Source organism: Cryobacterium sp. M15 (assembly GCF_002929675.1).
In the GTDB taxonomy this organism is placed as follows: Bacteria; Actinomycetota; Actinomycetes; order Actinomycetales; family Microbacteriaceae; genus Cryobacterium; species Cryobacterium lyxosi.
The window spans coordinates 105093-130554 of sequence record NZ_PJJW01000038.1 but is presented as its reverse complement, the minus strand read 5'-3'; the positions used below and the strand labels follow the sequence as shown (position 1 = coordinate 130554).

General features: G+C 59.0%; 20 protein-coding genes and 2 pseudogenes. 4 read left to right on the top strand and 18 right to left on the bottom strand.

What is annotated here, in order from left to right:
- Nucleotides 1-12 precede the first annotated feature (12 nt).
- The 11 genes from CXY83_RS10280 to CXY83_RS10230 form a co-directional block, all read right to left on the bottom strand.
- Entirely contained in the window at nt 13-1044 is a 1032-nt protein-coding gene (locus CXY83_RS10280) for a branched-chain amino acid ABC transporter permease (RefSeq protein WP_104197261.1), read from the bottom strand.
- A complete protein-coding gene (locus CXY83_RS10275; RefSeq protein ID WP_104197260.1) occupies nt 1041-1916 on the bottom strand; it encodes a branched-chain amino acid ABC transporter permease in 876 nt (291 codons plus the stop codon). Before CXY83_RS10275 ends, CXY83_RS10280 begins: the two co-directional genes overlap by 4 nt.
- Nucleotides 1917-1968: 52 nt before the next feature.
- The gene (locus CXY83_RS10270; protein ID WP_104197259.1) at nt 1969-3216 is read right to left on the bottom strand and encodes an ABC transporter substrate-binding protein; all 1248 of its coding nucleotides are present in this window, start codon (nt 3214-3216) and stop codon (nt 1969-1971) included.
- Nucleotides 3217-3371: 155 nt separating this feature from the next.
- Nucleotides 3372-4163 carry an enoyl-CoA hydratase-related protein gene (locus CXY83_RS10265; protein ID WP_104197258.1) on the bottom strand — a complete coding sequence of 264 codons (792 nt, stop codon included), beginning with the start codon at nt 4161-4163 and terminating at the stop codon, nt 3372-3374.
- Between the two features lie 284 nt (nt 4164-4447).
- Nucleotides 4448-5329 (bottom strand): cyclase family protein, encoded by an 882-nt coding sequence (locus tag CXY83_RS10260; protein WP_104197257.1) that lies wholly within the window; start codon nt 5327-5329, stop codon nt 4448-4450.
- A 33-nt stretch (nt 5330-5362) separates the two neighbouring features.
- Nucleotides 5363-7066, bottom strand: coding sequence for an AMP-binding protein (locus CXY83_RS10255; RefSeq protein ID WP_104197256.1), 1704 nt, complete (start codon nt 7064-7066; stop codon nt 5363-5365).
- Nucleotides 7063-8031, bottom strand: a complete 969-nt coding sequence (locus CXY83_RS10250; protein WP_158251871.1) for a zinc-binding dehydrogenase — start codon at nt 8029-8031, stop codon at nt 7063-7065. Before CXY83_RS10250 ends, CXY83_RS10255 begins: the two co-directional genes overlap by 4 nt.
- A 104-nt stretch (nt 8032-8135) precedes the next feature.
- The gene (locus CXY83_RS10245; RefSeq protein WP_146069908.1) at nt 8136-8642 is read right to left on the bottom strand and encodes a Zn-ribbon domain-containing OB-fold protein; all 507 of its coding nucleotides are present in this window, start codon (nt 8640-8642) and stop codon (nt 8136-8138) included.
- Entirely contained in the window at nt 8639-9835 is a 1197-nt protein-coding gene (locus tag CXY83_RS10240) for a thiolase family protein (RefSeq protein WP_104197253.1), read from the bottom strand. The genes CXY83_RS10245 and CXY83_RS10240 overlap by 4 nt, the downstream gene beginning before the upstream one ends.
- Nucleotides 9832-10695, bottom strand: coding sequence for a hypothetical protein (locus tag CXY83_RS10235; RefSeq protein WP_146069907.1), 864 nt, complete (start codon nt 10693-10695; stop codon nt 9832-9834). Before CXY83_RS10235 ends, CXY83_RS10240 begins: the two co-directional genes overlap by 4 nt.
- A 189-nt stretch (nt 10696-10884) precedes the next feature.
- The gene (locus tag CXY83_RS10230) at nt 10885-11703 is read right to left on the bottom strand and encodes an IclR family transcriptional regulator (RefSeq protein ID WP_104197251.1); all 819 of its coding nucleotides are present in this window, start codon (nt 11701-11703) and stop codon (nt 10885-10887) included.
- A gap of 225 nt (nt 11704-11928) precedes the next feature.
- Here CXY83_RS10230 and CXY83_RS10225 point away from each other — a divergent pair, with 225 nt between their 5' ends.
- A complete protein-coding gene (locus tag CXY83_RS10225) occupies nt 11929-12837 on the top strand; it encodes an alpha/beta fold hydrolase (protein WP_104197250.1) in 909 nt (302 codons plus the stop codon).
- A 336-nt stretch (nt 12838-13173) separates the two neighbouring features.
- Here the strand turns inward: CXY83_RS10225 and CXY83_RS18135 are convergent.
- Nucleotides 13174-13794 (bottom strand): annotated as a pseudogene (locus CXY83_RS18135) (SDR family NAD(P)-dependent oxidoreductase).
- 332 nt (nt 13795-14126) lie between these two features.
- Here CXY83_RS18135 and CXY83_RS10210 point away from each other — a divergent pair.
- The 3 genes from CXY83_RS10210 to CXY83_RS10200 all read left to right on the top strand — a co-directional run bounded on the left by CXY83_RS10210 (nt 14127) and on the right by CXY83_RS10200 (nt 17951).
- Complete coding sequence (locus CXY83_RS10210; protein ID WP_104197460.1) at nt 14127-15239, top strand: Zn-dependent alcohol dehydrogenase; 1113 nt, start codon at nt 14127-14129, stop codon at nt 15237-15239.
- Between the two features lie 44 nt (nt 15240-15283).
- Nucleotides 15284-16735: an aldehyde dehydrogenase gene (locus CXY83_RS10205; RefSeq protein ID WP_104197247.1), complete on the top strand. Its 1452-nt coding sequence runs from the start codon at nt 15284-15286 to the stop codon at nt 16733-16735.
- A gap of 430 nt (nt 16736-17165) precedes the next feature.
- Nucleotides 17166-17951, top strand: a complete 786-nt coding sequence (locus CXY83_RS10200; protein ID WP_104197246.1) for an IclR family transcriptional regulator — start codon at nt 17166-17168, stop codon at nt 17949-17951.
- Nucleotides 17952-18255: 304 nt separating this feature from the next.
- Here the strand turns inward: CXY83_RS10200 and CXY83_RS17410 are convergent.
- The 6 genes and pseudogenes from CXY83_RS17410 to CXY83_RS10175 all read right to left on the bottom strand — a co-directional run.
- Nucleotides 18256-18402: pseudogene (locus CXY83_RS17410) on the bottom strand (transposase); the annotation flags it as partial.
- A 164-nt stretch (nt 18403-18566) separates the two neighbouring features.
- The gene (locus tag CXY83_RS10195; protein WP_104197245.1) at nt 18567-19763 is read right to left on the bottom strand and encodes an alpha/beta hydrolase; all 1197 of its coding nucleotides are present in this window, start codon (nt 19761-19763) and stop codon (nt 18567-18569) included.
- Complete coding sequence (locus tag CXY83_RS10190; RefSeq protein WP_104197244.1) at nt 19764-20948, bottom strand: CaiB/BaiF CoA-transferase family protein; 1185 nt, start codon at nt 20946-20948, stop codon at nt 19764-19766.
- 61 nt (nt 20949-21009) lie between these two features.
- Nucleotides 21010-21780 carry an SDR family NAD(P)-dependent oxidoreductase gene (locus tag CXY83_RS10185; RefSeq protein WP_199184946.1) on the bottom strand — a complete coding sequence of 257 codons (771 nt, stop codon included), beginning with the start codon at nt 21778-21780 and terminating at the stop codon, nt 21010-21012.
- Nucleotide 21781: 1 nt separating this feature from the next.
- On the bottom strand, nt 21782-23770 hold the full coding sequence (locus CXY83_RS10180) for an NAD(P)/FAD-dependent oxidoreductase (protein WP_104197242.1): 1989 nt from the start codon (nt 23768-23770) through the stop codon (nt 21782-21784).
- On the bottom strand, nt 23767-25431 hold the full coding sequence (locus CXY83_RS10175; RefSeq protein ID WP_158251870.1) for a class I adenylate-forming enzyme family protein: 1665 nt from the start codon (nt 25429-25431) through the stop codon (nt 23767-23769). Before CXY83_RS10175 ends, CXY83_RS10180 begins: the two co-directional genes overlap by 4 nt.
- Between the last annotated feature and the right edge of the window lie 31 nt (nt 25432-25462).

The window sequence follows — 25462 nt, the reverse complement described above, 5'->3', positions numbered from 1 at the left end:
CGAGTGAGGAGTTCACTTTGTGAGCACCTCCTCAGCGGCCCTGATCTTCGTGTCGTCCTCACCACGAGTGTGTCCAATCGGGTTGCCGCGTTTTTTTCTCAACCGTCGCGGAATAGATGCCAACCCTCCTGGTAGCCACAGCGCGACGGCGACGAGTACAACACCGTAGACAATAGCGTCTGAGCCAGCAACGATGTCTTGGAGGGCATTGTTCGCCGATTCGCCGATAGCTACGATGGCGATGCCGCCAACTACCGGTCCCCAGAGTGTACCGATACCACCGAAGATCGCTCCAAGCGCCATCTCGACGGAACGGTCTACACCGAAGGCACTGCCTGGGTCGATGAACAGACTGTGTTGCGCCAGTAGAGTGCCACCGAACGAAACCATCATCGCGCTGAGAACGAAGGCCTGAATTTTAACTTGGACGGTGCGAACACCGAGGGCTCGTGCCACCTGCTCATCGTCGCGAACGGCTTTCAATCGGTATCCGAAAGGCGACTCGATGATGAATGCCGCGACCATAACGTAAAGGAGTAGCAGTCCGAGAGCGACGTAGTAATAATTCACTTGGTCGCGGAACTGCAGCATCGCGAACGAAGGCTTAATGAGCGGAAGGCTTAGTCCTACGTCGCCCCCTGTCAGGGCGGAGATCGTGCGCGCGAGGTTAAGCAGGATGAGAGCGAAGACGAACGTGACGAGGGTGAAATAGATTCCGCGCAGGTGGACGGTGATCGAGCCTAAGAGTAGGGCGAGGATACCCGCCACCAGCATCCCGATCAGTCCTCCGATCCAGGGCGAAAGATTAAAGTTGATCAGGAGCAGGGAACTGGTGTAGCCGCCGACGCCAAAAAAAGCTGCGTGGCCGAAGGAGAGCCGACCACCCAAGCCACCGACGATGTTCCAGGCCACAGCGAGAGAACTCACGATGAGTGCGGTGACGCCAATGCCCTGAAGGTATGATCCGCGAAGGAGCCATAGGGGCAGAGTTGCTGCACCGATGAAAAAAAGAATGCCACCGATGGTTGCAGGCTTCCTGATCATGCTGTAACTTCCGTCCTTCCGAATAGTCCGTTTGGCCTGAAGATCAACACCAGAATGAACAGAGTGAATAGTCCGACGTCCTGCAGGCCGACGGACACGTACGCCGCCGTTAGCTGCTGAACTGTACCTGCGATCAAGCCGCCGATAAAGGCACCGATAATGTTGCCGAGGCCACCAAGTACGACGGCAACAAATGCGAGGACTAGGAATTGGTTTCCTAAGGTGGGCGAGGCTGGCTGATAGGTAATGAGAACGCCGCCGGCGACCAGAGCAATGCAGGTGCCGAGCGCAACAACGATGACGTAGATTCGCTTGGATCGGACACCAGACGACTCGGCCATCTCGGCGTCGTCGACGGTGGCGCGCATTTGACGGCCGAAGTCGGTGCTCTTCAAGAGGAACGTCAAGCCGATGGTGATTGCGACGGCAATCACGAACCCGACAACGTGCGCGGGACGCAGGTAGATCCCGCCGACCGCGATGAGCTCGCTACCCCAGGCGAACTCGTGGAGAGATTTCTGGGTTGGTGAGAAGAACACCTGTACAAGGCTCTGAATAATGATGCCAAGACCGAGCGTGAGCAAGAGTTGCGGAAGCTCGCCCGCGTTACGAAGCCGCGCAAAGAGGACCGATTGCAGTGCCGCGCCCAATAGGAGGCCGATGGGAACCACGATGAGCAGGGCTAGGAACGGATTGATACCAAACGTCGTGTAGAGCAAGAGAACGGTGTACATGCCGAGCAGCACAAGGTTGCCGTGGGCAAAATTGATGATCCGCATCACGCCAAAGACGAGGCTCAAGCCCATGGCGATCAGTCCGAAGACGCCTCCGAGTAGAAGGCCAGTAATAACAGTTTGAGCAAGGATTTCCATTGTGACTGGTCCTTCGTAGGCTGGGCGTCAGAAGCGGATAGCGTGCTGCTGGCTACTGCGGCTTTACAGCCTGGACGTCCAGCGGCCAGACAGTGCGGGTAACGCCCGCTTGCCACTGGATCATGATGGGAAACACATCCTTGTTTAGACCCTTTTTGTCGAAGCTGACTGTTCCGGCGGGCATGAATGAGGAGGGACCAGCGGTGAAGTCTGTCTTGCGAAGCGCCTCAGCGATCGTCTCGGGATCGCTGCTCGCTGCACCGTCGATGGTGTCTGCGAGAATCCAGGCTGCGACGTAGGATTCACCAGCTTCCTGAGGCATGAACGCGGTGTCATATTTCTCTGTGTACCGTTTGCTGATGTCCTCGAGACCGTCATAGGGCATGTCCCAGTTCCAACCGGCCTGGCTCAGAATTCCGTCAACGTTTTCGCCGAGTATCTTCCCAAACTCGGGGGAGAGGATTCCGCCGCCGCCGAGTCCGACGATCGGTCCGTTGTAGTCGAGGTCCCGGAGGGTATTCACGATTGTCACCGCGGCACCAGTGGGACCGCCAAGGAAGATAACGTCGGGATCTGCGCGAAGTGCTTCCAAGACGATCACCGTCGCGTCGCTGAGGTCCTGAGGATAGAAGGCCTGGCTAACGACGTCGAGACCAGAACTTTTGGCCTGTGCGATGGCCGCTTTGCCCTGTGCCTCGATCGAGGCATCGTCAGACGCCAGGACCGAAACCTTCTGCAACTCGATTCCAATGTCAGCGTACGCGTCCTGCACATACGAAACAATGGAGTCACCGAGAGCTGAAGCAGTGGGCGGGAGCTGGAAGAAGTAGCTGTAGTCGCGGTCGGTCAGCGCGTCCGCATACGACTGACTCACGATAGGTACGCTGGCTTTTTCGGCTTCCGTGGAGGCCGTGATGGTAAAGGCGGAGACATAGGAACCGATAAGAGCGCTGACGTTCTCCTGTTCGATCAGGCGCCGCGTGACCGTGGCAGCCTGGCCGGGGTCGTCGGAGCTGGTGTCCGCTTTGATGCCCCGCAAATGTTGGCCGTCGAGAGATTCGATTCCGCCAGCGGCGTTGATGTCCTCAATCGCGAGCATCGCCCCGTTAAGAGCGTTCTGCCCGCCGTCGGCCCACGCACCGGTCAGCGGATATGGAAGACCGATATTGATCGTGTTGCCGCCGGCACCTGCATCCTGCCCGCTACAGCCAGCGACAGCAAGCAGCGCAGCGACGGTTATCGCGGCGAGGACAACCCTCTTTCGCTCGCGGAAATGAGAGCTCGTGGTGTCTCTAGTCATTTGTATACATCCTCTTTGATGGCACTGGACTTCCCGGGCTAGTCACACGTTTCGAACTTTCGGAGGTGCAATTCGGTTATTCGAATCTAACTTTTATTCGGAAACGCGCCAATGCAATTTCGTGATCTCGGAGGATCGGCTGCAAGCCTTCGGGTTTAGTGACCGGTAAATCGCGGCGGTCGCTTGCCGAGAAATGCTCTGACGCCCTCGTGGTAGTCGTTCGAACTGAACAGATCGTTCCGAAGAGCCGTCGTGTGATCGTCGTCTTGGACCTGGCCCGCTCGAACTAATCCAATGATTTCTTTCGTCGCGCGCAGAGACATCGGCGCTCGCTCGGAGATTTCGACGGCGAGTTCATAAGTAGCGCGCTCAAGCGCATCGGGCGAGTGGACCTCGTTGATCAGGCCGACGCGGAGGGCCCGCTCCGCGGTGACGTGCCGGCCGGAGAAAAGAAGGTAACTCGCTTCCGCAGGTCCCGCCAAGTCGATGACACGTTTCGTGGATTCGAGACTGTAGGCAAAACCAAGCCGAGCGGGCGTGATGCCGAAGACCGCGGCGGTGTCGGCCAGCCGAACATCGCAGCTGAGAGCGAGTCCACATCCTCCGCCGATGCAGAAACCATGAACCATGGCAATTGTGGGTGCGGGGAAGCCGGTGATAGCTCGTTCCGCTTCGGCGACGGCAGCATTGTAACGACGCGCACCGTCTGTGCCGGCGCGCACGGTGGTGAACTCCGCGATGTCCGCTCCGGCCGAAAACGCCCGCATGTCAGCACCTCGAACGATCAACGCGGCTATCGTGGATTCCGCGTTAAGCTGCGCCAGCAACTCGGGAATTTGATTGTACATTTTCAGTGACAGCGCGTTGCGCTGCTCAGGCCGGTTCAGGGTGAGCGTGGCGACCGGACCGACGACGTTGATAAGTAAGTGCTCGAGGCTCGAACGCACGACTAGGGCTTACCAAGGGCTGGGGACAGCGAATTCTGCCAGAAGGTAGAGGCGGGGATCGTGCAATCAGCGGGATGGTCGGGAGTGCCAAAGCGGTGATCGGCCGTGGTGGTGCTCGGTGTTCGGTCTACCCAGGGCGCCCCGACCCGGTCGAGCCGGGCTCCGGGAGGCAGCTGCGTCGCGTACGGTCCGGGCAGTCGTTGACTTGAATCCAGCACCCGCATTGCGTGTAGTGGAACGTCGGGGTCGTTTGTCGGCTCTGGGCAGATAAGTGAGAGCATCACCTACAGCACCGCCAGAGGGTTCAGTGGGCTACCGGTCGATCCTTGAAAGCCCACCGGTGCCAAGACCAACAAAAATGTCGAAGCACCGGCGGCGGCGAGTTCTGCAAGATCAAGGTTCTCGATCAGGGGCACGCCGAACTTGTGGATCAGTCGGAGGTGAACGGGGAACGTCGCGCCATCGGGGTCAGGTTGCACCTCCACGGCGTAGTTATCGGCACCTACGTAAGCGACGTCTCTATCCGAAAGCCATCGGGCGCCGTTATTTGACAACCCAGGCTCTAAGTCGAAATACTCGGCGCTCGAACCAGTCGACTCCCACCATCCAGTCCGAAGAAGTACCGCATCACCGGGTGCCGGCGTTACCTTGGCACGCTGGTAGGCGTCAACCAGCTCGACTGGACCGATCGGTGTCGATGGTGGCAGGCTGACGCCATTTATCGAGACAAAGTCTAGGAGTACGCCACGGGTTACTCCGGGCCGAAGCTTGTCCGCACCCAGTTTTTTCGCACCCAACGTCGATCTCACATTGGCGGACGAATGGCCGTTGTAGAGTTCATCTCCCTCCCAAGCGTGGGCCAGGGCATCCATATGTGTGCCGCTGTGAGTGGACAGCTGAACAGTATCCTCAGCAAAGCGAAAACCACCGGGCGACCGCGCACCGAGTGCATAATCCCCGGCATCCCTGTCCATAAATCGCGAACCCTTGTTGCGGTGCGGTGGTACACCTGCGGTGGGACCGATTGGTTGCGCGAGCGAGATGATCCGGCCTTGGGTCACTAGAGCGACAGCGTCGAGGATCTTTGCCGGATCAACGAGGTTGGGCGCTCCGATCTCGTCGGATGCACCCCATCGTCCCCAGTTGTCGTCTGAATTATCGTACATAATCTGGTTCCACCTTGATTGGGATCGACCGGCTTATCGATCGGCCAGAAGAGAATCGACGAGGGCAGTCGCCGATCCGATGAGGTTTTTTCGCACCATCTTTCCGGTAAGTGTGTGTGGCAGCTTCGACACTATCTTTACTGCCCACGGCACCTTATAGCTGGCGATCGAACCTTTACAGAAGTTCCGTATATCATCAGCCGTCGTCTTCTCGCCGTCATGCAGTACAACGAACGCTACAGGCACTTCACCCCGACCCGGATGGGGGGCACCGACCACGGCGACCTCGTCGACGGAAGGATTACATTCAATGAATGCTTCGACTTCTGCAGGCGACACGTTGATACCCGATGTTTTGATCATGTCGGTGTGGCGGCTCAGGAACTGGATGGTGCCATCTGGCCGGATGAGCCCCGCATCGCCGGTGCGATACCAGCCATCGACTGTGATGGCGGCCTCGGTGGCCTCGGCGTTGTCAATGTAACCCTCGGTAACCCGGCCTCGGATCTGCAGCTCACCGTCGACCCCCAAGGGAACAACTTTCCCTGTCTCCAAGTCCACAACGCGTACTTCCACGCCTTGCAGTGGTGGTCCCTGCGTGATGATCCGCTCATTGAGCGGCATGGTGTGTTCGGTGACGCAGCAATTTCCGTAGACCTCTGTGGATCCGTAGACATTGCAGATCTCGCTGATGCCGAGATCGATCGCGGCCCGCTTCACTTCTTCGGGCCTGCCGATGATAAGACCTGTGCGAAGCGAGTCGATTGCCCGAATTCGCTCGCCGACCTCTTCTGCCAGCACCAGCGACAGGCTTGGAAGTAAATAGGCGGCAGTGCATTGCTCGTCGGCCAGAAGTACGGCTGCGGTCTCAGCAGTGAAACGTTCCTGAAGTATCAGACAGGAGCCGTGGGTCAGCGCCGCCATGGTGGCGTTGGCACCGCCGAAACTCCAGAAAAGGGGTGAGCTCAACCAAACCCGATCCTCATCAGTCAGCCCCATCCGGGTGCCGATGGCGTAACCGTTCTCGATGAGGTGGCGGTGCCGCAGCGGTACGGCTTTGGGCCGCTGAGTCGTTCCCGATGTGTACATCACCAGCGCGGCATCAGTGCCGGCGGCCACGTTCGCAGGCACGGGAAGATCTTTGGCGCCGGTCATTAACTTGGCGAATGAGTACGCTCCAGACGGCATGGGAGTGTCCGTGAAGTCTCCGCTGAGCACGATTAAGTGCGTCAATGCGGGGAATTTCGCGCTCGTGACCTCACCCGGCGGGGACGTCCAGAACTCCGGAACCAGTTGGCGCAGCTGCCCTAACATGTCCGTGGATCGAACAGACGGCACCATAATGAGCAGTTGAGTTCTGGATGCGTCTATGAGCTGTTCGAGATCCCAGGAAAGAATCCAGGTGTTAAACGTGTCGAGGGACACGCCGAGCCGTAAAGACGCGAAGGCGGCAACTAGCCACTCATCGGTGTTGGTTGCCAACAGAGCGACCTTCGATTCGGCAGTGATGCCAAGGCCCTGTAACGCCGCGGCGAACTGTCCCGCACGCGCTGCAAGCTCGCGGTAGGTCAAACGGGTGGTGCCGGCTACGAGAGCTGGTGCGTCCGGTCGAGTCGACGCCTGGACGTCCAGCAGGTCGGGCAGTGTCTGGCAACTGGGCGGAGTCTGTTCTTGATTCCAGGGAATCGGCCCGACGATACTGTCAATGGCCGGTAACGCTATCGATACGAAATTCATGGCACAACTACCGCTCTTCCTGTACTAGACCGTGCCGTCAGCGCGGCGAATGCCTGGGGAACGTCGATCAGTGCGAACACGTGGGACACGATCGGATGAATGGCTCCCGTGGCGACGAGGTCGACTATCTCGACTAGGTCATTGCGAGTGGCATGGGCAGTTCCGATGATCTGGAGCTCCTTGACGATGGTGAGGCCCGGATCTAGGGCGATCGCCTCGGGTCGGACGTTTCCGACTAGAACCAGACGGCCACCCGGCGCTAGGGAACGAAGGCTGGTCGCAAATAGTGGAGCGCCAGTGACCTCGATAGCCGCGTCGACACCCCGTGGTCGACCCAAACTGGCAGCGGCCGCCCTGATGTTCGCAACCGTCGGGTTCACAACGACTTCCGTCGCACCAGCTTGCACCAGCGCGGCGGTGGCCGATGGGCGCGAGGTGGTTGCGATGACCCGTAGGCCGAGATGCCTGGCTAGCTGCACTGTATGCACGCCCACGCCACCGCTTGCGCCCGTGATGAGCACTACGTCGGAGGCCTTCAGTTTTGCCGCTCGTAGGGCCCGTAACCCGGTGCCCACACCGCAGGAGAGGAATGCGGCGGTGACACTGTCAATGCTGTCCGGAATCTCAACGGCGTTGCGGGGATCAGCCAAGACGAATTCGGCGAAGCCGCCTTGGATGTCGTCCCCGTAGAAACCGGGACCGCATCGGCATTGTGACGTGTGGTTTGCTATGCAGTCGGCGCACTCGCCGCAGGACCGACGCTGCACGAGCGCGACCCTAGTCCCCAGCCACCCGGATAGATCGGGTGATCCCACCGATTGCACCGTACCGGAGATCTCGTGGCCGAGCACTGCTCCATTCCCTGCTGATAACAATCCATTGCTTGCGAGGAGATCATGCCCGCACACCCCGCACGCAGCGACTCTAATGAGGAACTCGTCCAAAGCCGGGATCGGTATTTCCATGTCTGTTAGAGCAAACTTTCCGGAAGAGCTAAGCCGCATCGCGCGCATGGTTGTCCTACCAGTACCGGAGGATTCAGAGGCTCCTAACACCGGCGCTCCGGCGATCATTCACGCACGGGCTCGGCCAATTCGAACCAGTAATCGGCGGCGGTCCCGGTGGGCTTGTCCGAGAAACACACCACAATTGGTGTGCCGATCGAAAGAGCTTTGATCGCGGCATCCTGGTCGGCCAAGTCAATGCCGCGCACATATCCCACTAGCGCAGTGTCGGCACCTTCGAGCATGGCGTAGGCAATTGCATAGGGCGGCGCCGGGAGACCCTTGAACGGTTCGTACACGAAGGTCGACATTTCGATGATGCCCGTGTTCCCAACCTCGACCCACTCTTCCGTCTTGGTGTGGGTCTGGTCGTCGTAGGAACGTGCAGGCACGAGCACCCGACCATCTGTCGTACGACGGCCGAGAATTTTGCCCTCGGTCAAGCCCTGCATAAAGTGGGACGTAGTTTCTCCCAGAGCGTGGCGGTATTCCAAGTCCCAGGTCTGCTCCATGAACGTGGGGCCTTCGGCGGTCACGGTAGCAGTCTGTACCGGCATAGTCGTTTTACTCATCGTGAAATCTCCTCTAGATCGGTGCTGAGCACCATTGTTGAATAGAATTGGTGGTCTCCACCGATGGCGCTGACCACCGCGACTCGTGCATTGGGAACTTGATGTGCGCCGGAACGGCCCCGGACCTGGTTTGCGGCTTCGCCAACACGGATGGTTCCCGTCACTGCGATGGGGTTGGTGCAAAGCGTGCCCCCTGAAGGATTCACGATGGGACCATCACTTCCGAGCGCGAACTTGCCGTTCGCGAGCGCTGCGGGCGCTTGGCCCTTAGCGGCGAATCCGGCGGCCTCGATTGCGTGCAGTTCGACACTTGAGAACGGTGCGTAGATCTCGGCGACGTCGATCTGAGTCGTTGGATCGGTGACACCGGCCTGAGCGTACGCAGTCTGGAACGCGGCCTCGAGGGCATCCGCATCGGCGTGATCGGCGAAAGCACTGGCCCCGACCCGGTTGCCCATCCAGAAAGTCTCGGTGTTCTGGCCGATGCCTCTGATCCATGCCGGGTTGAGTCCGTGAGCCTTGGCATATCGCTCGGAGACCAGTACAACTCCCGCTGCTCCAGTGGATGCGGGGCAGGCATCGCCGAGTTTGAGCGGCCAAGCGAGTGTGCGGCTTGCCATCACCTCATCGATTGTGATCGGTTCGCGGAGGTGGGCGTAAGGGTTCAGTGCCGCGTGGGTGCGGTTCTTCACTGCAACCCGTGCCATATCCAACTCAGTGCTGTTGTACTTGGACATATAGCGCTGTGCCGACAACGCAAGCATCGTAATGGTGTTTAGCGGCACCGTACGTTCGTAACCCACGTCCCACATCTTGTTCAACACCGACTGTGCCGACCCGGATTCAGAGACCCGGTCGGCACCTGCGACGAGGATCACGTCGAACATCCCCGAGGCGATGTGGGTCCACGCCGCCAGCACTGCGCTCATCCCCGTAGCACCTCCATTATTGACGCGCATAAAAGGCTTTCCGGTCGCACCGAGTGCATCAATAACCCAGCGTTCGCCATTGCTAACGCCGATCAAAGCATCGGGCGCGAGCGGGTACACCACCGCATCTACGTCTTCGATACCAATACCCGCATCCTCCAGAGTGAAGTCGACACCTTCCTTCACAAGTTCGGGAAATGTCACGTCTGTGCGTTTGGTAACAAAATGCGATTGGCCGAACCCGGCGATTCCCACGTTGATCATGCTGTTCCTCCTTTGGAATTGCTGAATACCATGACCGTTGCGCCTTGGCTGGCGAAACCATTGAATCCGATCCCGGCCGTGAGCCGTACACCCTCGGCTGCCGTTGCAGACGGTCTAACCGCGTCGATTGCGGCAACCATGCGGCTCAGACCGGCCACATAGGGAGACGTGGGCCGCTCGCAGAGCGATCCCGATATGTTGACATCAACAGACTCCTTCAAGCGGAGCGACTGCTGCACCGCGCGAACGGCGTACTCGCTGTCACCACCGATCTCGACCGAGTCCCAGTGTTCGGGACTCGCCTGAGGGTTGCGATCGAAGATCTGCTGACCGGCCGCATGAAGTGAACTGAGATCGCCCAGGTTTCGCGTACCAATCTCGTAGCTCGCGCTCGCCCAGCCTGCATCGACGATCCAAGCGAGTTCCGATCCAGAGGGAAACTCGCCGTCGATCGCGAGGATGATGGCATGAACCGTGTCGCCACGTGCGGGTAGGTCTTCGCGGCGAAGTGGCCAGGCAACGAATTTGTCCGAAGCATCGGGAGTGTTGTCAGGTGTCAGCCATGTAGATGCCTGCAATGCCGCTGCAATCGTATTATTCATTCCCATCGGGCGAAGCAGATATGGCTCAGCACCCATCAATTCCACCCGGTCTGGATCGACAGATTCACTGGGTTTCGCCCAGCCGACAACCAGGACGTTCTTGCCCTGTCCGGCACGAAGCCGCAGATATCCAAAAGCGAGTGCGTGGTCGGCAGAAGAAGCGATCATGGTCGTATCGCGACCCACACCGCCTGCGGGTCCGGCCGACGACATGATCGAAATCACGCGACCGTCGAGCTGGTCGTTGCCGCTGAGCACGATGCCATCCAGGTCTTTCGCGGTCAGGGCAACAGAATCCAACGCTGCGCTCGTAGTGTCGAAGATCATCTCTTCAAGACTTCGCGATGATTCAAAGTCGATGACGGTGCTGCTCATCGAAATGACAGCAATGTCTGGTCTAAGAGTTATTTCATCAAGGGGTAAAGGGGACACAGCAAAAGCCTTTCTTTAGCGGGAACGAGGGGCATACGCACCATCGCGGATTGGCGGGCCCATGACGTCGGTGATCGGCGCAGGGGGATCGTCGTCGGGGGCGAGCCCGATCAGCCGTTGTTCAATTGCCGCGGAGGTGCGCTGCAGTTCGACTCCAAGCTCGCCGATACGATCGTCATTGAGGATGCTCCGGAGAGCGGAGATATGGGCAACGCCTACGATCCTGTGGTTCGTCCAAATCGGGGTGGCGAGTCCGATGGCACCGATGATCGCTTCTTCGCGGGAGACACTGATGCCACACGCACTGATTCTTTTCAGTTCCTCGGTGAGGGCCCCGGGATTGGTACAAGTCTGCGGCGTGAGCGCATTCAACGGCCCGGCAAGCATCTCCTCCCGATACTCCACGTTGTAGGCGGCGAGTAGTTTGCCGACGGCGGTAGCGTGCCGGTAGAGCGGAAGCCCAAGAGGAATATCCAGCTGGATTCCCTTGCGTCCACGGAATCGAGCCGCGTACACGACATCATTGCCAGTCTGAACCGCCAGATAGACATCGAAGCCGATACGAGCTACAAGTTTTTCCAGCTCGGGCGACGCGGCGTTCACGATGTTGAGACGCTCCTGCACGCGCAATGACAGCCGGATGGTTGCCGCGCCTACGTAGTATCCGTGGCTGGTCGTGGACGCTAGCCCGCTGTTGACCATGGCTTTCATGAGGTCGTGCGTACTACTCATTGGCAACGATAAGGCGTCGCTGACTTCGGTGACGGTCTGGGGGGCATCGGTTGCAAGTCTGCCCAGAACATTAAATATTCGCTTGAGCCGATCGCTCTCCAAAGTGGATTCTCCTTACTGTAATGATTGCCGGCCGACGGGCGACTACGACTCGTCTCGACATTAGATTGGGTTCGATTACCCGGAAATAAATTCCGAACATCTGAATCAAATCGAATCAGGTGAGTCCGCACAACGATTCTTCGGGAACCCGAATGCGTTTCCGGCGAGGAGTTCGGTGGACTTAACGTTGAGTTTCATGTTGTGACTGGATAGAAATGGTGTGTGATGGGCAGGACTGATTTACAAAGAATTCCGTTCGACGAGTTTGCTTTTCTCGACACCGATGCAGCGCGACTGGGTGTCATGGATCCTCTACCGGTACGGCGCATAGCGGAAGTCGCAGCAAATGGTGATGGGATGAGTGCACTCCGATGGGGCACGGATGATCCCGGGGTAGCCTTCCTCCACGGAGCAGGACTGAACGCTCACTCCTGGGATTCAACGGCTCTCGTGCTGGGTCGTGCCGCAGTTGCCGTCGATCTCCCGGGCCACGGCGAATCCGAGTGGCGAGCCGATTCTGACTACACGCCGCCGACCATTGCCGAGGCCCTGGCTTCTGTCATTCCCAAGTTCGGTGCGAGAGTGTCGATGCTGGTTGGTCAGTCACTCGGCGGCCTAGCAGCGATCCCCCTGGCAAATCAGCTGCGTGGACAACTCTCGCACCTAGTGCTCGTGGACGTCACACCTGGTTTTCAAGCCAAGGCGGCGTTCATTAGCCCCGTAAGTGCCTTCCTTGCCGGCCCGGAAAGCTACGCTTCTTATTCGGAAGTAATCGAGCGGGCGATCGAGTTTGGGATCGGGCGCAGCGCCGCCGATCTCGAACGGGGCGTCAGGCTTAATACAAGAGTGCGCGAAGACGGACGCGTCATCTTTAAACACCATCTCGCATCGTTACCCGCCGGCTCTCACCGTGATTTCGATGGTGAAGCGCTTTGGCCGGTCCTTGGAATGCTCGATATTCCTATCCTGCTGGTGCATGGAAGCCGTGGAATTCTCAACACGGAAACGCTTGAGGACTTCGCGCAGCGTATGCCAGCGGCAGCGATGGTGCAGATCGATGCCGGTCACAACGTGCAGCGTGATGCCCCAGCCGAGCTGGCCGCCGTCATCCGTAATTTCGGCGAAACGAACTGACTCTTGCTGCGCATGGATTGTTGGGAAGATCCGGAGTTTCTTCGATCAGATCTCTTATCGAACGACATCGATGCGTGAAGACCGCCGTCTCGCGGATTTATTCAGTGAGGTTATCCATGTACCTGCCGGGATTATGCGGACGGAGACCGATTCCATAGCCAATGAACGGGCTTTCACATAAGACGACACGATTAGGCCTTGTGCAATTCACCTTCAGTCGCGGGGTAATGACAAAGCTATGCCAATTTAGCCTCTACAAGACGCTGAGCCAAGCTTCGCGCTGTCGTCACGTCGCTCTCGACCCGTAAAATTACGGCAGTTACATGGATAGTCACTTCATTGAGCTGCAGTCGTTTGCTGGTCTGTTATCCCGTCGTATTGAACGATTGAAACGCATTGGAAGTTGTGAAAACGGGGCTCGGCTTGCTCTTTCTGGGGATGCTCGATACGCGGTGCGAACAGCTTGTAGGTCGGCGCGTTCTGCCCAATTCCGGTCGCCACGTCCGTGAGATGAATGATATCGACACGGATATATTGAACCTGGAGCTCATTGGCCAAGATCTTCACCAACCCAGCCACACCATGCTTGGCGGCGACGTGGTGAGCAAGGTTGGTGAATCTGTTCATGCCGGCGGTCGTGCACGGAAGGCTGATCGACCCGCCCCGGCTCACCTCGACCATACTCGGGATGACCGCCTCGGAGGTGCGTCAGCCTCCCGTTGAATTGACTGCGAACATGTCGTCCCAATTTTTATCGCCGAGCTCCCGGGTAGGGGCGACCGACCTAATCCCAGCGTTAACAAGGACAATATCGAGGTGGCGGAACTCCGCTAATCCGTCGACGAACGCAGCATCCGCTCCAGCTTGATCACGCACGTCGACCCCGCATGCCACGATTCGGAGGCCGGGGGACTTGACCAGTCGCATAGTTTCAGCGAGATCGTCCAGTGTGGACATCGCTTAGGAAATGGTGTCGATCTGCTGCATAAGATCGATGGCGATGATGTCAGCACCCTGTTCAGTAAGGCGGAGTGCGTACGACCTTCCTTAGCCTTGAGCCACACAGGTGCTGAAGGCTACTTTGCCCGAAACGCGATCTATGACGTCTTCTCCTCGAACTTGGGACGGCAGTGATGAGTGCGAAAAGAATGCTCTTGTGGCGTGGTTATTGCACGCCAATCTTCGTGATCCCGATGCGCCATTGACTTGCAGAGCGGCTATCTGTAGACCTAGCCACAGGCGGGTATCAATAAGGACAGCCCGAAAGGTAGGAAGGAATGGGCCGTGCAATGAAGACCAAAGCAGCTGTCCTTTACGAAGTAGGAAAGCCCTTCGAGATCGAGGAACTCGAACTCGCGCCTCTCGGTGAAGGCGAAGTACTTGTGCGAAACCTCTATTCAGGTTTATGCCACTCTGACGTCCACCTCATGACCGGCGATCTGCCGTTAAACGCACCAATCGTCGGAGGCCACGAAGGCTCTGGAATCGTTGAAGATGTTGGTCCCGGCGTTTCCCGAGTCAAGCCCGGTGATCACATCGTGATGTCCTTCATCCCCAGTTGTGGCACGTGCAAGTGGTGCGCAACCGGTCAGCAGGCAATCTGCGACTGGGGTGCCACAATACTCGAAGGTTCCCTGCCCGGGGGAAGATGGCCGCTCAGAGGAAAAGCCGGAACCGTCGGTGCGTTTTGCATGCTCGGTACGTTCAGTCAGTACTCAGTGGTGCATCAGAATTCCGCCATTCGGGTAGATCCAGCGACGAAGATGGACACTGCGGCGCTCGTCGGATGCGGCGTGCCGACCGGATGGGGCTCTGCGGTGAATGTGGCCGCGATCCGACCCGGCCATGTCGTGGTCATCTATGGCATTGGCGGCATCGGAATTAACGCCGTTCAGGGTGCCGCGATGGCAGGTGCGAAACATGTCATCGCGGTCGATCCTCTCGCAAACAAGCGCGCCGCGGCCAAGGATTTTGGTGCGACCCACGCCGTGGGTACGGCAGCGGAGGCGCACGAGCTTGCGAAGGATCTCACGCGTGGCGTCGGCGCGGATAGCAGCATCGTGACCGTGGGGCGCCTCGACGAAGACACCATCAGTGCCGCCGTCGATGCCATTAGCAAGGGTGGAACCGTCGTACTCACGGGCATGGGAAGTCTTACCGAAAAGACGGTCCATGTTCCAGGTACCGTGCTCGGGCTATATAAGAAAACCATCAAAGGAACTGTCTTTGGTGACTGCAACCCGACAGTCGACATTCCTCGGTTGATCGACCTCTTCAACCACGGCACTTTGAAGCTAGAGGAACTCGTAACGAAACGCTACGCACTCGAGGACGTCAACAAGGGTTATGACGATCTGCTTGCCGGCGACAACATTCGTGGACTACTCGTACACGAGCACTAGTCATTCTCGAGCAATACAAAAAAATTCGGCAGAAAGAGGAGTAAATGTACATCCAGAAGCAGTTCTTCATCGACGGAGATTGGGTCAATCCCGCGGGAACCGACGTCATCGAGGTGCTTGATCCGGCCACCGAAGAAGTGTCCGGGTCGTTCCCCGACGGCACGAATGCCGATATCGACCGCGCGGTCGCGGCTGCTCGACAGGCGTTTGACCAAGGCCCTTGGCCGCGAATGTCGCATCAAGAGCGGGCCGAAATCATGAAGCGGGCTGCGCAGCGGCTTCGTTTTCACGGCGAAGAAATGGCAAACGTCTTGACGTCGGAGATGGGTTCGCCCATCGCGCATTCGAGAGGCGCACAAATGCCCGGCGCTGTCGACCTGTTCGAATATTATGCGGGATTGGCCAATACATTCGTGTGGACGTCTCGTCGGCCGACCTATGACACGCTCAACGCCGGATACGAGGTCATCGTTCGTTCCGAACCCGTTGGGGTCGTTGGAGCCATCATTCCATGGAACGGTCCACAAATTGTCGCAGCGATGAAGTTGGCCCCGGCGCTCCTGGCGGGCTGCACTGTGATCCTCAAGCCACCGCCGGAATCGACGCTCAATTTCGTGCAGTTCGCGAATGCTTTCAAGGAAGCGGGACTTCCCGCCGGTGTTTTGAACATCGTACCGGCGGGACGCGAAGTGGGGGAGTACCTCGTTACACACGACGGAATCGACAAGATCACCTTCACCGGAAGCACAGCGGCGGGAAAACGAATCGGTGGTTTGTGCGGCGAGCGGGTGCGTCGCGCCACGCTTGAGCTTGGCGGCAAGTCGGCAGCGATCCTATTACCGGATGTAAATCTCGACCGGGCGATCAGTGACCTCGTGAGTCCGATGTTGTTTATCTCCGGCCAAGCGTGCAACGCTCAAACTCGCATCCTGGCTCCGCGCTCCCGCTATGACGAGGTTGTGGATGCGATGGTCAGCACAGTAGAAGCGGTTCCATTCGGTGACCCGCGCGACCCGAACACCTTTGTAGGACCGCTGGCGTCGGCCCAGCAACGGAGCCGGGTCGAGTCCTACCTTCAAATTGGAGCTCAGGAAGGTGCGAATGCAGTACTCGGCGGCGGCCGGTCGAAGGATCGAGATAAGGGATGGTATATCGACAAGACTATCTTTCGCGACGTTGATAGCAGGATGCGGATTGCTCAGGAGGAGATTTTTGGGCCGGTTTACGTGGTGATCCCCTACGACGACACCAGCGAGGCGATCGCGATCGCGAATGATTCTCCGTATGGTTTGGCCGGCAGCGTCTGGACCGAGGATGAGGCCGCGGGTCTCGAGGTCGTGAATCAAATCCGCTCAGGCTCCCTTGGAGTGAACTTCTACAGCCTCGATTGCGCCTCACCGTTCGGTGGATTCAAGAATTCCGGCATCGGCCGAGAACGTGGCCCCGAGGGAATTTTGCCCTATCTGGAGACGAAGTCGATCATGGTTAAGGCGTAGAGGATCACCTGTCGAGAATCCACTTCTGCATCTACAGTGAGCATCGTGTTGCAGAGGTGGATTCTAATGTGGGCTGGTCAGGTGAAGAAATCCCTGGATGGTCCGTTTAATCCGAGGGTCTAGTGCGAAAGTGCATGTTGGTTATGCCGCGACGGGGTGACCCCCCGACGGATGATGTGGTGGTCAACTCGTATCCCGGTGTTTGCAGTCGGCGTCGAGGCGAATGCGCTGCTGCGGCTAGCTCACGAATCATCACCGTCCAGCGTCACATGGGTATGACCGATTCTCACTTTCAGTGTCTTCGTGTTTCGAAAACACGAAGAAGAATTGATTGTCACGCTGAAACACGGTTTACTTCGATTATTCGAAGGTCACCTCCGAATTATCGAATATTGTCTCGATGAAGAGGCGAACTTAAAGAGGACTTGACATGCAAAGTCAGCGGTTAAAGCGAATTTTCGATGTTCTCGCACGACTCGCGGTAGGTGGCCCACAAACGGTAACGGAGGTCAGTCACTCGCTGTCTCTTCCCGTGAGCAGCACGCATGATCTGCTCAAGGCAATGGTGCAGGGTGGCATGGTCTCATCGACGAGTGACGGGTACGACCTAGGACCAGCCACGGCGCGTCTGTCATTCAAGGTGCAAGACCGATTGAACATAGTCAACGTGGCCAGTCCTGAACTGGAAAAACTTCTAGACAAGATCGGATTCGATACCTATCTCGCGGTGCGAACGGGCAATGACGTCATCTACGCAATTCGCCTCCGAGGCCGTCAACGAATCAACGTCGACATCCCACTTGGGCTACCCCTATACCGCCACGCGACCGCAGCAGGGAAGATGTTCGCCGCCTTTAATCGAGAGATCCGTCAGGAGCTGATGAATGGGCCGCTCCCTCGACTCACCCCGCAAACCCGTGTAGATAGACAATCCTTGATGCGCGAATTGGAGTGGATCAAGGCTCAGGGGATAAGCATCTCCCGCGAAGAGGCGGTTTCAGGCATCATCGGTCTCGCAGCGCCTGTCCGCCGCAATGGTTCCATCGTCGGAGCAGTGCATATCTCGGCTCTGCGCAGCATTTTGAGTGATCACAGTCTTCGCGATGTCTACACGGAGCTCCAACGCACCGCATCGGCAATCGAAGACAGGCTGGTCAGTACCCTGCCTGGAACGGAAAACGCGCGGCTAGAGCGGGACTCTATCGTCGTCTACTGAAATCTGGATTGTGGTGAGTATGTGAAGCCCTGAGCGCTACCCAATCGTGCGGTCCAGCGCCGAGGATCGTGCGAGGGGGCGCCAGATGACCCGGTCCATGATTGCGTCGGTTTGGACACCGAAAGTAAAGGGGTGTGAAGAACGGGGTATTTTCTCGCCAACGTCGCAACACTCGTTCCCGTGAAGCTATTTTCTTGAGGCTGTCGAAGTGCCTGGGATGGTTCCCAATTGCGTGATTTGTGCGGTCGAGCGTTGATCTTGGTGGCGACTTCGGCCGGGTATTCGGGGCTGTGGAGGTTCAGGTGGTGCCCTTGGGGTAGTACTGGCGAATGAGCCCGTTTGTGTTCTCGTTCGCCCCTCGTTGCCACGGCGAATGAGAGTCGCAGAGGTAAACCGGGATCGTCGTGTTCTCCTTGAAATGAAGATATTCGGCCATCTCTAATCCTTGATCTCACGTCAGTGATTTCGAAGGTGCGCCGGCAGATGGGCCGTCGCCGTGCCGACGCGTTCGCGAACGGTAACAGCATCGTGCTTGCTGTTCAGATGCATGAGCCTATGGTCAACATTCCGCACGCCTCGGCGTTGCTCGTACCCTGCCTCATCAGCCGAGCATATTCAATTTGCGTCTCGGTCATCGGCAGCGGGCCGGTGACCTTCCAGATCTTGCTCCGGAGCGATCCATCCCCGTGCTGGTCGGCGTGAGAACCGATCATGATTGCCTACGGTAGCAAGCAACTCGTGAGCGTTGCCGCGGGGTACTTCCGGCGCGTCCGGATCAGTGAGGTCATTGAGTGGGCCAAGTATTCGCCTCAGCACGCTGACGCGGTTGTCCCGGGCCGCGCGTGACGATGCGGACCCCGGAGCGATCTGGTCGAAGCCGTGATACGCGCCGGGATAGACGTGCAGCTCGATCGGAACAGCCGCAAGCGCCAATCGTTGGATGAACTCGAGATCCTCCTGGAGAAACAGGTCCAGGGCGCCCACATCGAGGTAGGTTGGTGGCAACCCGCTCACATCGAGCGCCCGCCCTGCAGCCGCGTACTGCGGGACGGTCTGGGCCCCGGCTGGATGTCCCAGCACGAAGCCCCAAGCCTCCGCGTTGTGTGCGGCATCCCAGACCCCCAACTCAACATGGTTCAGCCGCGCTGCCACGCGATCATCCAACATGGGTGCTGCCAGCACTAAAAGCTCAATCGTGGGCCCCTCGTGATCGCGCAGGTACAACGCGACCGCCGCGGCCAGGCCACCGCCTCCGCTCACGCCGTAGACGGCGAGTCGTGTGCCATCTATCTCGACCGCGACCTGCTCGGATTCCAGAGCGGTCAATGCCCACACGCAGTCGTTCAGCGCCGCCGGGTACGGATGTTCCGGCGAGAGCCGATATTCCACGGCCACGACGATGAGCCCAGCTTCTGCGGCCAGCGCCGCCGCGTAAACATCATCGGTCTCGATACCGCCCATGATCATTCCGCCTCCGTGCAGGTACAGCACGGCCGGCCCCGGAGCGGAACCGATGGGTGACTCCGGCGGTCGGTAGATGCGCAACCGAAGCCCCTCCCCTGTCGTCCCATTGCGAAGGAGCACGTCCTCCCGCGTGACGTCTGCGGGCGGTGAAGCCTGCGCCGCAACCTGCCCCACAGCTTCATACTGTTGCCGACGGGCGACAAGGTCGTCGATCCCCAGAAATCCGGTGGGCCCGAGCCTGCCTCGCAGTCCTCTCAGTTGCCGGCGCATCTGCGGATCGACGCGTTCGAGGTTCGCCTCGAAACTTTCGTCGGATTTCGAGGTGGTACGGGCGACTTTCACGGCCATTCAGGATCTGGTCTCGGCTAAGACGGACGCCATCCCCGCGACCGCGCCGGAAGACATGAGCCCATCGATCGTGCCTTGATCGATTCCGAATTCGAGTAGCACTTCTTCGGTGTGCTCCCCCGGTGACGCCCGCCCGCGACTGACCGTGGCCGGCGTGCGGCTAAAGCGCGGCGCTGGGGCGGGTTGTAAGATGCCGTCAACCTCGACGAACGACGAACGCTCAACGTTCCGCGGATGCGAGACCGCCTCATCCATAGACAGCACCGGCGCGTAACAGGCGTCCGTGCCATCGAGCAGTGTCGACCAGTCCGCCCGAGTCTTCGTTCGGAAGACGGCGGCGAACCGTGTCTTCATTCCAGCCCAGGTGGACTTGTCCCATTGATCCGGTAATTGTTCGTTCCCAAGACCGATCAAATCGACCAGGATCGCGTAGAACGCCGGTTCCATCGCCGCAATGGTGACGTGCTTCCCGTCCAGGGTCTCATAAATGTTGTAGAAGTGGGCTCCGCCGTCATTCATATTCGACTCACGACGGGCATCCCACTGCTGGCGGCCCCATAACTCGTACATCATCGTCATCAATAGCGAGGAGCCGTCGACCATCGCCGCATCGACGACCTGTCCCGTTCCCGAACGGGTGGCCTCGAACAGCCCGGCAGCCATTCCAAATGCCAGGAGCAGTCCTCCTCCTCCGAAGTCGCCAATGAGGTTGAGCGGGACCATCGGCGCGCCTGCCGGCCCGACGTGGTCGAGCACACCGGCGATTGCAATGTAATTCACGTCATGGCCTGCGGTGCGGGCGAGCTTTCCCAACTGCCCCCATCCCGTCATGCGGCCGTATACAAGACGCGGATTGCGCTTCCAACACGCGTCGGGTCCCAGGCCCAGCCGTTCCATGACACCGGGTCGGAAGCCTTCGATCAAACCATCCGCGGAAGCCAGCAGGGACAGCACCGTCTCGATCCCATCGGGGCTTTTCAGATCCACGGCAATCGACCGCCGCCCGCGCGCAAGCGCACCGCAGGTCATCTCGTTCAGTTCGGAGTTCTCTCCCAGCGGCTTCGTTTCGGACACCCGGTGGATTGTGATCACGTTCGCACCCATATCACTGAGCAGCAATGCCGCGAACGGGGTGGGCCCGAGCCCAGCGAACTCCAGAATCGTCACACCTACGAGCGGACCCATGAAACCTCCTGAATAACTGTTTGCCTCTTCTGACCGATTACCCGACGACGATACCCGACCATCAACTCACGCCCATCCGGATTGCGCCATCCAGCCGCACAACCTCACCATTGAGCATTGGGTTTTCTACGATGTGCAGAACTAGCGCGGCGTACTCATGCGGTTGACCCAAACGGGCTGGGTGCGGCACCTGAGCGGCGACGGACGCCCGCACGGCCTCGGGCACCCGCGCCAACATAGGCGTGTCAAACAACCCGGGCGCAATCGTCATGACTCGGATGCTGTTCTGCGCCAATTCGCGTGCTGCCGGAAGGGTCATCCCCACGACCCCGCTCTTCGACGCGGAGTATGCCACCTGACCGATCTGGCCTTCAAAAGCCGCGATCGAGGCGGTGCAGACGACCAATCCCCGTTCGCCGTCGACGAGGTCGTTCCTCGCCATGGTCTCTGCGGACTGTGTGAGCAGATTGAACGTACCGACGAGGTTTACCTGTATGGTCCTGACGAAGTGATTGCGGCGTTCCACCTGGCTTTTGCGTCCAATCAGACGATCCGCCGTCGAGATACCGGCCGTTGCCACGGCCACCCGAAGCGGTGCAATCTTCACGGCGGCAGCGACGGCTGTCGCTACATCGTCGGGTTCGGTCACATCGCCAGCAACGAAGGTGACCCCACAGCCCAACTCGGCGATCAATTGCTCGGCCCCGTCCTTCGAACATGGCAGGTCGAGGATCACGACGTGCGACCCTGACTGGTGCAGGCGGCGTACTGTGGCGGCACCGAGTCCTGATGAACCACCGGTCACCAGGGTTGAGCTATTTTCCAGAAGCACGCTAAACCTGGCGCTCTGCGAGAGCATGCTCGGATACACCCGCGAGGGACTCGGCGCTGTTGAATCCGGTCGTCACCTCGAACTCGTTCAGATTGGCATTGCGAAGCATTCGCCAGAAGTCGACGATCTTGAACGGGTTGTTGACCACCACGCGCCCCTTGGAGTTGCGGTAGTACACGTCCATGCCGGGGTGGGTCCACACCATTTTAGAGTGCGCTTCGTCGACTCGATCGTTGTAGCTTTCGCACACCTCCGTCTTGCAATCGACGCTGTCAATTCCCGCCTCGAACATTTGCTCAAGTAGGTCAACAATGTAGTGCATCTGCAGTTCCATCATGAAGATCAGGCTGCCACCGTGCCCGAACTGGGTGTTCGGGCCGTACAGGCAGAAGAAGTTGGGAAAGTCAGGGACAGCCAGGCCCAGGTATGCCCGCGCATCATCACCATGCCAGGTGCTTTCCAGCGTGCGCCCCGAACGACCGCGAACCTCCATCGGGGCAAGGAATCGCACAACGTCGAATCCGGTGGCCAGCACCAAGACGTCGACCTCGTGTTCCGTCCCATCGCCGCTGATAACAGAGTGTGCACGCACCTCCGTAATGGAATCGGCCACAAGCGTGACATTGTCGCGGGTCATGGTGCGGAACCAACCATTGTCCAACAGCATTCGCTTGCCGAAGGGCGGGTAATCGGGGAGAACCTGCGGAAGGAGGTCCTGCCGGTCCCCCAGTTCGCTCTCGATGTAGCGGGTGAAGAACTTGCGATGTGCATCGTTCACCTTGTTAATGGAACGCTCGGGGTGCTCCCACTCGGGGTCGCGCTGCAGAGAAGCATGAATTCGATCGTTGAAAGTCCACGCGAGGCGCAACCGATACCAGGAGCGGTAGAGCGGCACCGATTCGAAGAGGTACCGGAGGGCGGTGGGTACCGGCAGCTTGAACTGTTCAAACGGCGCTGCCCACTGCTTCGAGCGCGTGAACACGGTGAGCGACTCAACGACGTCGGCGACGGCCGGAACCAACTGCATGGCGCTAGCACCATTGCCGATGACTCCCACTCGTTTGCCGGCAAGGTCCAGATCGGCTGGCCACTGCGCGGTGTGCGCGGCGGGGCCTTCGAAGGTGTCCAAACCAGGGATCACTGGAATCTTGGGTTTGTTGAAAGCACCGACCGCACTCATGATCATCGAGGCCGAAAGAGTGCGCTTGCGTCCGTCTGCGTCCATTACATTCACGTGCCACTGCTTGTTCTGCTCGTCCCAAACCGCCCCGAGCACCTCCATTCTGAAACGGATGTGGCGGCGGATGTCATGGTCGATCGACACTTGCTTGAAGTAGTCGAACAGCTCGTCCCTGGACGCGAAATAGCGGGTCCAGTCTTTCTCGGCGAAAGAGAACGAATAAAGGTGGCTCGGTGTGTCGACCCCGCAGCCGGGATAGCGGTTCTCCAGCCATGTTCCGCCAACTTCGTCGTTTCGCTCCAGGATCTCATAGCTGATCCCGGCCTTGGCAAGCTGAATGGCCGCGCACAGCCCAGATGCACCGGCGCCGATGATCAGCGCGGTGAATCCTGCCGGTGGCCGGGCGCCGAATACTCGTTCGGCGAGCCGCGGGGCCTTATCGAGACCAAGTTCGTGGGACATCATTTCGGCGTATTCGGCCGGCACGTCTTCACCCATTGAAACGCTCAGCATTCGGATCAGCAACTCCGGACTCGGCGCGGGGATCTGCGGCTCGCGACCCCGGCTCCATTCCAGGATTGCCGCATAGGCCGCGCTACGCACTTCGTTCTGGTAGACCGAGTCGAGCTGGCCGGTGTCGTTAGGGCTGAGGCCCTTGCCACGACTCGGCAGGTACGGATCGTGTAGCCAGCGCATCTCCCCGGTCAGCTGCACCAGAACCATGAGTAACGACGGGATGTTTGCGATATCTATCGCTGTGCGCAGCAGCGTTTCATCGAGCGGGCGCACTTTGGGATTGTCGGTGGTCATGGTGTCTCCTCAGTAATTTTTGTTGAAGATGAATGCGTACCGTTATCCCAACTCGACCAGACTTTTTGGCCTTCGTCCCTAAGAATGGCGCGGGCGAGCTTGCCGGTGGACGTGCGGGGAAAGTCCGAGGTACGGAGCACGAAACGCCGCGGCACTTTGTAGGAGGCGATCCGTTCGCGGCAGTACGTCGTCAGCTGCACCTCATCGGTGACGGAAAGCTGTGCAACGCGCACGAACGCGATGGCCACCTGATCGCCACTGTCGGCTTCGGCCCCGACGACCACAACATCCTCGATGCAGTCGTTAGTCAGCAGAAACTCTTCCACCTCGAGCGGCGAGATGTTGATGCCACCCGAGCGGATCATCTCGGAGGCGCGACCCACATAGTGGACCTCCCCGTTTTCGATGTACCCGAGGTCCCCGGTATGGAATGCTCCGTCGCTGGTAAACGGGCTTGTACTGTGGTCGGCCGGTTCAAGATAACCGGGGCTGACCGAACCGGAGACGACGATTTCACCGACCTCCCGTTCGCCTATTCTGGCACCCGTCTGGGAGTCCAAAATGCGAACCAGAGTCCCGCGGAGGGGCAATCCCTGCGAGTTCGCCCGATGTTCCAATGTCCAGTCATGCGGAGTAGTTGTGGCACCCCCATACATTTCGGTCGATCCGTACGCATTGCACACGTGCGTAACGCCGAGAGTGAGGGCGGCATGCACGATGGCCGAGGGCGGACCGATGATCATTCCTCGCGTAAGAGTTGCAACCTTGGCCGGCGAAAAATCTTGACAGTCGGTGAGTCGCTGGGCAATGTTGGGGAGCAAGTACGCGACAGTGCATCGTTCTCTCTCGATGAGAGTGAGCGATTCCCGAGCATCGAACCGTTCCTGCAGAATGATCGGACAAGCATGCACCAGCCCCACCATCAGCGCGTTCGCTCCGCCGTAGCTCCAGAACAGCGGCACAGGCACCCACACGCGATCGGCCGGTTCGATGCCCATCCGCTCTCCTACCGCCAGGGCGTGCTGTACCAGGGCGGTTTGCGTCAGTCGGACTGCCTTGGGACTGGCCGTCGACCCGGATGTATAGAGAACGACTTCGGCAAGCGGCAGATCGAGAACAGTTGCAGGGAAGTCGTCGAGGTCGGGATTGGTCGGGAAGTTCAGCAGATCGTCGAACGACCGGGCTCCCGGAGGAACGTCGACGGCGATCAGAATCAGGTCCCGCAACTGGGGGTAGCTCGCGGACTGCCAGCCCGTGCTGGTCGATGACCATGCCTCCGGCACTACCTCGGCGAGCAGGGGGCGCAGGTCGGTGTCTCCGAGGTGATCAACGGCGACCAAAATATCGCAGCGGGAATGCTCCAGCATCTGATCTAGGTCCCACCTCTTTGACCAGGTATTAAAGGCCGTGACCGTCGCTCCCGCCGCGAGCGCACCATAGAAAGCAACCGCCCACTCGACGCGATTGGAGCAGATCAGGCCAACTCGCGAGCCGGAGTCGATTCCGAGATTTCGGAATCCTGCGGCGACCCGGGCGACTGCGTCGGCGAGTTCGCGGTTGGTGTAACTCGCGTCGTTGGATACGATCGCGATTCCACCCGGGTGTGCTCTGGAATTGTGCACTATGACGTCCAGTACTGATGTGTCCGGAGCGAAATTCATGAGGTCTCCTTTGAACCATGCGTTTTCGGTG

Excerpts from the sequence above, each read along its gene's own strand:
- CXY83_RS10280 (WP_104197261.1), bottom strand. The coding sequence starts at position 1,044 with ATGATCAGGAAGCCTGCAACCATCGGTGGCATTCTTTTTTTCATCGGT.
- CXY83_RS10275 (WP_104197260.1), bottom strand. The coding sequence starts at position 1,916 with ATGGAAATCCTTGCTCAAACTGTTATTACTGGCCTTCTACTCGGAGGC.
- CXY83_RS10270 (WP_104197259.1), bottom strand. The coding sequence starts at position 3,216 with ATGACTAGAGACACCACGAGCTCTCATTTCCGCGAGCGAAAGAGGGTT.
- CXY83_RS10260 (WP_104197257.1), bottom strand. The coding sequence starts at position 5,329 with ATGTACGATAATTCAGACGACAACTGGGGACGATGGGGTGCATCCGAC.
- CXY83_RS10255 (WP_104197256.1), bottom strand. The coding sequence starts at position 7,066 with ATGAATTTCGTATCGATAGCGTTACCGGCCATTGACAGTATCGTCGGG.
- CXY83_RS10250 (WP_158251871.1), bottom strand. The coding sequence starts at position 8,031 with ATGGAAATACCGATCCCGGCTTTGGACGAGTTCCTCATTAGAGTCGCT.
- CXY83_RS10245 (WP_146069908.1), bottom strand. The coding sequence starts at position 8,642 with ATGAGTAAAACGACTATGCCGGTACAGACTGCTACCGTGACCGCCGAA.
- CXY83_RS10240 (WP_104197253.1), bottom strand. The coding sequence starts at position 9,835 with ATGATCAACGTGGGAATCGCCGGGTTCGGCCAATCGCATTTTGTTACC.
- CXY83_RS10225 (WP_104197250.1), top strand. The coding sequence starts at position 11,929 with ATGGGCAGGACTGATTTACAAAGAATTCCGTTCGACGAGTTTGCTTTT.
- CXY83_RS10210 (WP_104197460.1), top strand. The coding sequence starts at position 14,127 with ATGAAGACCAAAGCAGCTGTCCTTTACGAAGTAGGAAAGCCCTTCGAG.
- CXY83_RS10205 (WP_104197247.1), top strand. The coding sequence starts at position 15,284 with ATGTACATCCAGAAGCAGTTCTTCATCGACGGAGATTGGGTCAATCCC.
- CXY83_RS10200 (WP_104197246.1), top strand. The coding sequence starts at position 17,166 with ATGCAAAGTCAGCGGTTAAAGCGAATTTTCGATGTTCTCGCACGACTC.
- CXY83_RS10195 (WP_104197245.1), bottom strand. The coding sequence starts at position 19,763 with ATGGCCGTGAAAGTCGCCCGTACCACCTCGAAATCCGACGAAAGTTTC.
- CXY83_RS10190 (WP_104197244.1), bottom strand. The coding sequence starts at position 20,948 with ATGGGTCCGCTCGTAGGTGTGACGATTCTGGAGTTCGCTGGGCTCGGG.
- CXY83_RS10180 (WP_104197242.1), bottom strand. The coding sequence starts at position 23,770 with ATGACCACCGACAATCCCAAAGTGCGCCCGCTCGATGAAACGCTGCTG.
- CXY83_RS10175 (WP_158251870.1), bottom strand. The coding sequence starts at position 25,431 with ATGAATTTCGCTCCGGACACATCAGTACTGGACGTCATAGTGCACAAT.